At 77.3% G+C, this 5,209-nt stretch carries 6 protein-coding genes; 4 read left to right on the forward strand and 2 right to left on the reverse strand.

Going from position 1 to position 5,209, the window contains the following annotated elements; genetic code table 11:
- The first annotated feature begins 61 nt into the window (after positions 1–61).
- Both M0638_RS05785 and M0638_RS05790 read left to right on the forward strand, forming a co-directional pair.
- Entirely contained in the window at positions 62–1,582 is a 1,521-nt protein-coding gene (locus M0638_RS05785; RefSeq protein WP_248666017.1) for a TSCPD domain-containing protein, read from the forward strand.
- A gap of 16 nt (positions 1,583–1,598) precedes the next feature.
- Positions 1,599–2,063, forward strand: coding sequence for a RidA family protein (locus M0638_RS05790; RefSeq protein ID WP_248666018.1), 465 nt, complete (start codon positions 1,599–1,601; stop codon positions 2,061–2,063).
- Between the two features lie 58 nt (positions 2,064–2,121).
- Here M0638_RS05790 and M0638_RS05795 read toward each other — a convergent pair whose 3' ends face one another.
- On the reverse strand, positions 2,122–2,469 hold the full coding sequence (locus tag M0638_RS05795) for a hypothetical protein (protein WP_248666019.1): 348 nt from the start codon (positions 2,467–2,469) through the stop codon (positions 2,122–2,124).
- Positions 2,470–2,565: 96 nt separating this feature from the next.
- On the opposite strand from M0638_RS05795, the gene M0638_RS05800 reads away from it, so the two are divergent.
- Entirely contained in the window at positions 2,566–2,937 is a 372-nt protein-coding gene (locus M0638_RS05800) for a hypothetical protein (protein ID WP_248666020.1), read from the forward strand.
- Here the strand turns inward: M0638_RS05800 and M0638_RS05805 are convergent.
- Complete coding sequence (locus tag M0638_RS05805) at positions 2,916–3,959, reverse strand: hypothetical protein (RefSeq protein WP_248666021.1); 1,044 nt, start codon at positions 3,957–3,959, stop codon at positions 2,916–2,918. The two genes, M0638_RS05800 and M0638_RS05805, sit on opposite strands and share 22 nt — an antisense overlap.
- Before the next feature lie 9 nt (positions 3,960–3,968).
- Between M0638_RS05805 and M0638_RS05810 the strand changes: the two genes are divergently transcribed.
- The gene (locus M0638_RS05810) at positions 3,969–5,144 is read left to right on the forward strand and encodes a GNAT family N-acetyltransferase (protein WP_248666022.1); all 1,176 of its coding nucleotides are present in this window, start codon (positions 3,969–3,971) and stop codon (positions 5,142–5,144) included.
- Positions 5,145–5,209 lie beyond the last annotated feature (65 nt).

The following is a 5,209-nucleotide window of genomic DNA, read 5'->3' on the forward strand; positions in this document are numbered from 1 at the left end:
CCCCGGCGCACCCACAAGATGCGCCCTTCCCGCGCCGCCCGGCTTTGCCTAGCATCGGCGCATGGCAAGCACCGCTGGCACGCTCTGGGACCAATTGCCGCTCCGCCGCACCCGCGCCGCGCCGGAGCCGGACGCGCGCCCGCGCGCCGTGGCGCTGCCCACCGCCTGGGACGACTCCGCCGCCGCCGCCCTCGCCGCGCTGGCGCCGGGCGGCGGCCCGGTCAGCCTGCCCGCCGCCGCCGAGCCGTGGATACGCCGCATCGCCACCCGCGGGCGCCGGCTCGGCCGCCTCGATTCGGCCGGGGCGGCGGCCGCCTTCGCCGAGTCGCTGCGCGCGCTGCTGCTCGCCCGCCGCGGCGCGCCGGGCGCCGGCGTGTGGCGCAACGACGGCGCCGCCGAGCCGCGCTTCGTGCTCAACCTGCCCGCCTTCCTCGACGAGGAGGGCGGCTTCGACGCGCCCGCCTACCGGGCCGCGGTCGCGGTCGCGGTGCGGGCGCTCGACATCCTCGGCGGCGGCAAGGCCGGCCGTCTCAACCTCGGCTTCGCCGATCTCGCCGGGCTGCTGGCCGGGATCGGGCTGCGCTACGATTCGCCCGAGGCGCGCGCCGTCGGCGCCGCCATCGGCGCGCTGACGCGCGGCGCCGCCGAGGCCGAATCCGGCCGGCTCGCGGAGCGGCACGGCGCCACCGAGCCGGTCGCCCTGTTCGCCCCGCCGCCTCCGGCCAGCACCGTGGTGCCCGGTCTCGCCGAGGCGGCCCGCGCGGCGCTGGACGAGGCGGCCGCCGCCCCGGGCCGACGCCACGTGGCGCTGGTGGCGCTGCAACCGGCCGACGCGGTGGAGGCGCTGCTCGGCGCCGAGACCGGCGGCCTCTCGCCCGCCCCGGGCCCGACGCGCCCGGGCTTCGACCTGCTCGGCCGGCCCGCCGACCTGCCCACCGCGGCCGCCCGGCGCGCCGGCACCCGTGCCGCCGCCCTGCTGGCCCAGGTGAACGAGCCGGCCCGCCGCGCCATGGCCGAGGCCACCGGCCGCTTCCTGCACGCCGACCCGCCCGCCCCGGCGGCGTTGGCCGAGCCCGGCCGGCCCGCGCCCCGTCCCGCGCCGCGCCGCCAGACCGGCGGCGGCCGTGGCGCCAACTGGTGCGTCACTGTGGGCGGGCACCGCGTCGCGCTGCACACCTCGGAGGATGCCGAGGGGCGGCCCATCGGCATCAGCTTCCAGCTCTCGAAGGAGAGCGCGGCCTATCGCAGCCTGATGGACGCCTTCGCGCTGGCCGTCTCGCTCGGCCTGCAGTCCGGCGTGCCGCTCGACGAGTACGTCGAGTCCTACGGCTACACGCGCTTCGGCCCCTCGGGCGCGGTGGAGGGCGATCCGGCCATCACGCGCGCCACCTCGGTGCTGGACTGGGCCTTCCGCCGGCTCGCCATCGACTATCTCGGCCGGCGCGACCTGCCCAACCCGAGCGAGGCGGATTGCGCCATGGACGCGATCGGCAACGCGGCGCAGGAATCCATGCTGCCGCTCGACCTGCCGCAGCAGCCCTCCCCGCGCGCCCGTCGCCGCGCCCTGCGCCTGGTCGGCTGAGAGAAGGATTCCGACCATGGCCGGACGCATCGACAGCAGACTCGCCGAACTCGGCATCGTCCTGCCGGCGCCGCCGGCGGCGGTGGCGAACTACGTTCCCTTCGTGCAGAGCGGCCGGCTCCTGGTCGTCTCCGGCCAGATCCCGCTGGTGGACGGGAAGATCGCGCAGACCGGCAAGCTCGGCGGCGCCGTCTCCGTCGAGCAGGGGCAGGCGGCGGCGCGGCTCTGCCTGATCAACGTGCTGGCGCAGTGCAGGGCGGCGCTGGGCGACCTCGACCGCATCGCGCGCGTGGTGCGGCTCGGCGGCTTCATCGCGGCCGGGCCGGACTTCACCCAGCACGCGGTGGTGATGAACGGCGCCTCGGACCTCGCCGTGGCGGTGTTCGGCGAGGCCGGCCGCCATGCCCGCAGCACGGTCGGCGTGCCCTCGCTGCCCGGCGATGCCTCGGTCGAGGTCGAGGGGATGTTCGAGTTCGTCTGAGCGCCCGGGCCGACTCGGTCCTCCCGCCCCCGCCTGCGGCGCGCCCGAGCACGCCGCGTCAGCGCAGCGGCCAGACCTGCGGCGCCGGAAGCGGCGGCGCGTTCGGGTCCGGGGCACCGTAGCGGCGCCTCGGCGTGCCGACCACGTAGCGGGCGCCGCCGCTGCACGTGGCCAGGGCGGCATCCAGCCCCTGCGCCGCGAGCCTGGCCGCATCCTGCGGATCCGCCGCGCCGAGCCCCGTCACCTCCGGGCAGGCATGGCCGGCGGCCACGATCAGCGAGGCGATGGCACGCTCCCGGTAGCCGGGCGGCGGTGGGACGTCGGCGCGCGGTGCCATCGGCACGGCCAGCGGCAGCCCGGCCGCGGCCACGCCGAGGGCCATGGCGACCCGGCGGAAAGGCGGCATCGTCGAATCCTCCTGGTGCCTTGCCCGGGCGCCATGCTGGCAGGTCGGCGCGCGCGCGTCATCGTACCGGCTCCGCCGAGGCAACGTTCCCGCCACATGACCCAGACCGCCGCCTTCCTGCTCTCGGTGCTGGTCGAGGCCGTCGCCGCCGCGCTCCTCGTCGCGGCCGCCGGGTGGGGCCGCCTCCAGAGCCGCCCTGGGAGCCCCTCCGCGCGCGCCGCCCTGGCTGCGCTGGCCGGCACCGCCCTCACCCACCCGGCCGTCTGGCACGGCGTGCCGCCGCTCGCCGACCGGCTCGGCTACGGCACGGCCGTGCTGCTGGCCGAGGGCGCCGTGGTGCTGGCCGAGGCCCCGGCCTACCGGCTGCTCGCCGCCCTGCCCTGGCCGCGGGCGCTGCTCGTCTCCCTGCTCGCCAACGCCGCCTCCACGGCGGCCGGCCTGCTGCTCTACGCGCTCGGCCGCGCCTGAAGCCCGGCGCCGAGCGCCAGCAGCAGGATCGGCCATTCCACCCAGGCATGCAGCAGCGCCGCCAGCGCATAGACCCGCTTCGCCGCCGCGTAGTCCAGCCAGAAGCCCAGCGCGAGCCCCGCCCCCGCCGCGCCGAGTCCGAGCAGGAAACGCCAGCCGAGCGGACCGCCCGAAGGCCAGCGCAGCAGCGGCCCCGCCGCCCCGCGCGCCGGCCGCTCCGCCTCCCCCGCGAGGCGCGGCAGCACGCCGATCACCACCGCGTAGTGCAGGCACTGCGCCAGCACCGAGGCGGCGAAGGCGTGCAGCGCCCAGTCGGACCACAGCGCCGAGGCCGGCACGTAGGCGGGCAGATGGTCCGCCAGCCCGCCCGCCGGGAACAGTGCCGCCTCCGGCGCCACCAGCCCGGCCCCGGCCAGCCAGCGGAAGGGCAGGCCCGTCGCCACCAGCAGCGGCAGCCCGAGGAAGGCGAGCGCCGCGACCGCCATCGCCCGCCGGCGCCGCGCGCCGCGGAGCCGTTCTGCCAGGAAGCCCAGCGGCGTCAGGTTGTGCAGGATCGCCGCCGCCAGCAGCGTCGCGAAGGGCGCCAGCACCGCCCCCGCCGCCAGCCCGCCGGCCACCGCCCCGCCGAGCCAGCGCCGGTGCCGCATCCGCCCCACCACCAGGGCCACCAGCAGCGCCGCCAGAGCCAGCTCGCCCGCCACCGCCGCCTCCGGCCGCAGCCAGCCCTGCATCCCCGCCAGCCGCAGCGCCGCCGCGCCCAGCAGCAGCGCGGCGAACCGGCCGGCCAGCCGCGTCCCCAGCCGCCGGCCGAAGCGCGCATCGACGTAGCGCAACTCGCTCAGCACATGGGCGAGGCCGAACAGCGCCAGCGTCGTCGTGTAGGTGGCGAGCGGCAGCGCGACGGCGGCCAGCAGCATCCCGGCCGCCGCCAGCGCCGCCACCGGCCCCGGCACGGGGAGCAGGCGCGCCGGCAGGCCGTCGCCGCAACGTCGCTCGACTTCTCCGCCGGTGCGGCGCAGCATGGCCGGCGCATGCCTTTCCCCAAGACGGGCGACGCGACGGGCGAGGCGCCCGCCCTCTCGCTCACCCTCCACCCGCGCATCGCCGACATCCCGGCCGCGGACTGGGATGCCTGCGCCGGCGGCGACAACCCCTTCGTCAGCCATGCCTTCCTCTCCGCGGTGGAGGATTCCGGTTCCGCCGGGGCGCGCACCGGCTGGCTGCCGCAGCACGCCGTGCTGCGGGACGCCTGCGGCCGCATCGTCGCCTGCGCGCCCTGCTACGCCAAGTCGCACTCCTACGGCGAGTACGTGTTCGACCATGGCTGGGCCAACGCCTTCGAGCGCGCCGGCGGCCGCTACTACCCGAAGCTCCAGGTCGCCTCGCCGTTCAGCCCGGTGCCCGGGCCGCGCCTGCTGCGCCGGCCGGGGTCCGGCATCCCCGCCATCGCCCTGGCCGAGGGGCTGGCCCAGGCATGCCGGCAGCTCGACCTCTCCTCGGTCCACGTCACCTTCTGCACCGAGGCGGAATGGACGGAACTCGGCGAGGCGGGCTGGCTGCAGCGCCTCGGCACGCAGTTCCACTGGCACAACGAGGGCTACGCGAGCTTCGACGACTTCCTCGGCGCCCTCGCCAGCCGCAAGCGCAAGGCGCTGCGCCGCGAGCGCCGCGACGCGCAATCGGCCGGCCTGACCTTCCGCGCCCTGCGCGGGCACGAGATCACGCCGCGCCACTGGGCCGCCTTCCACCGCTTCTACCGCGACACGGTGGACCGCAAGTGGGGCAGCGCCTACCTCACCGGGAAATTCTGGCCGCTGCTCTCGGAACGCCTCGGCGACGCCGTGGTGCTGATGCTGGCCGAGCGGGACGGCGAGCCGGTGGCCGGCGCCTTGAACCTGCTGGGGCGCGACGCGCTCTACGGCCGCAACTGGGGCAGCGTGGTGGAAGCCCCCTTCCTGCACTTCGAGCTCTGCTACTACCAGGCGATCGACTTCGCCATCGCGCACGGCATCCCCCGCGTCGAGGCCGGCGCGCAGGGCGAGCACAAGATCCAGCGCGGCTACCTGCCACGCCCCACCTACTCGGCCCACTGGATCGCGCATGGCGGGCTGCGCCGCGCCGTGGCGGCGGCGCTGGAGCAGGAACGCCCGGCCATGCTGGCGGAGATGGAGGCGCTGTCGGCCCTCTCGCCCTTCCGCGAGGGGTAGCAGCCGGCGATCTCCCGGCGCCCCGCCTTGTCATCGGGAAGGCTCCGCCCTCCCCGGGGACCCCG

This window comes from Roseomonas acroporae, assembly GCF_023223525.1.
Taxonomy (GTDB): Bacteria; Pseudomonadota; Alphaproteobacteria; order Acetobacterales; family Acetobacteraceae; genus Roseomonas_E; species Roseomonas_E acroporae.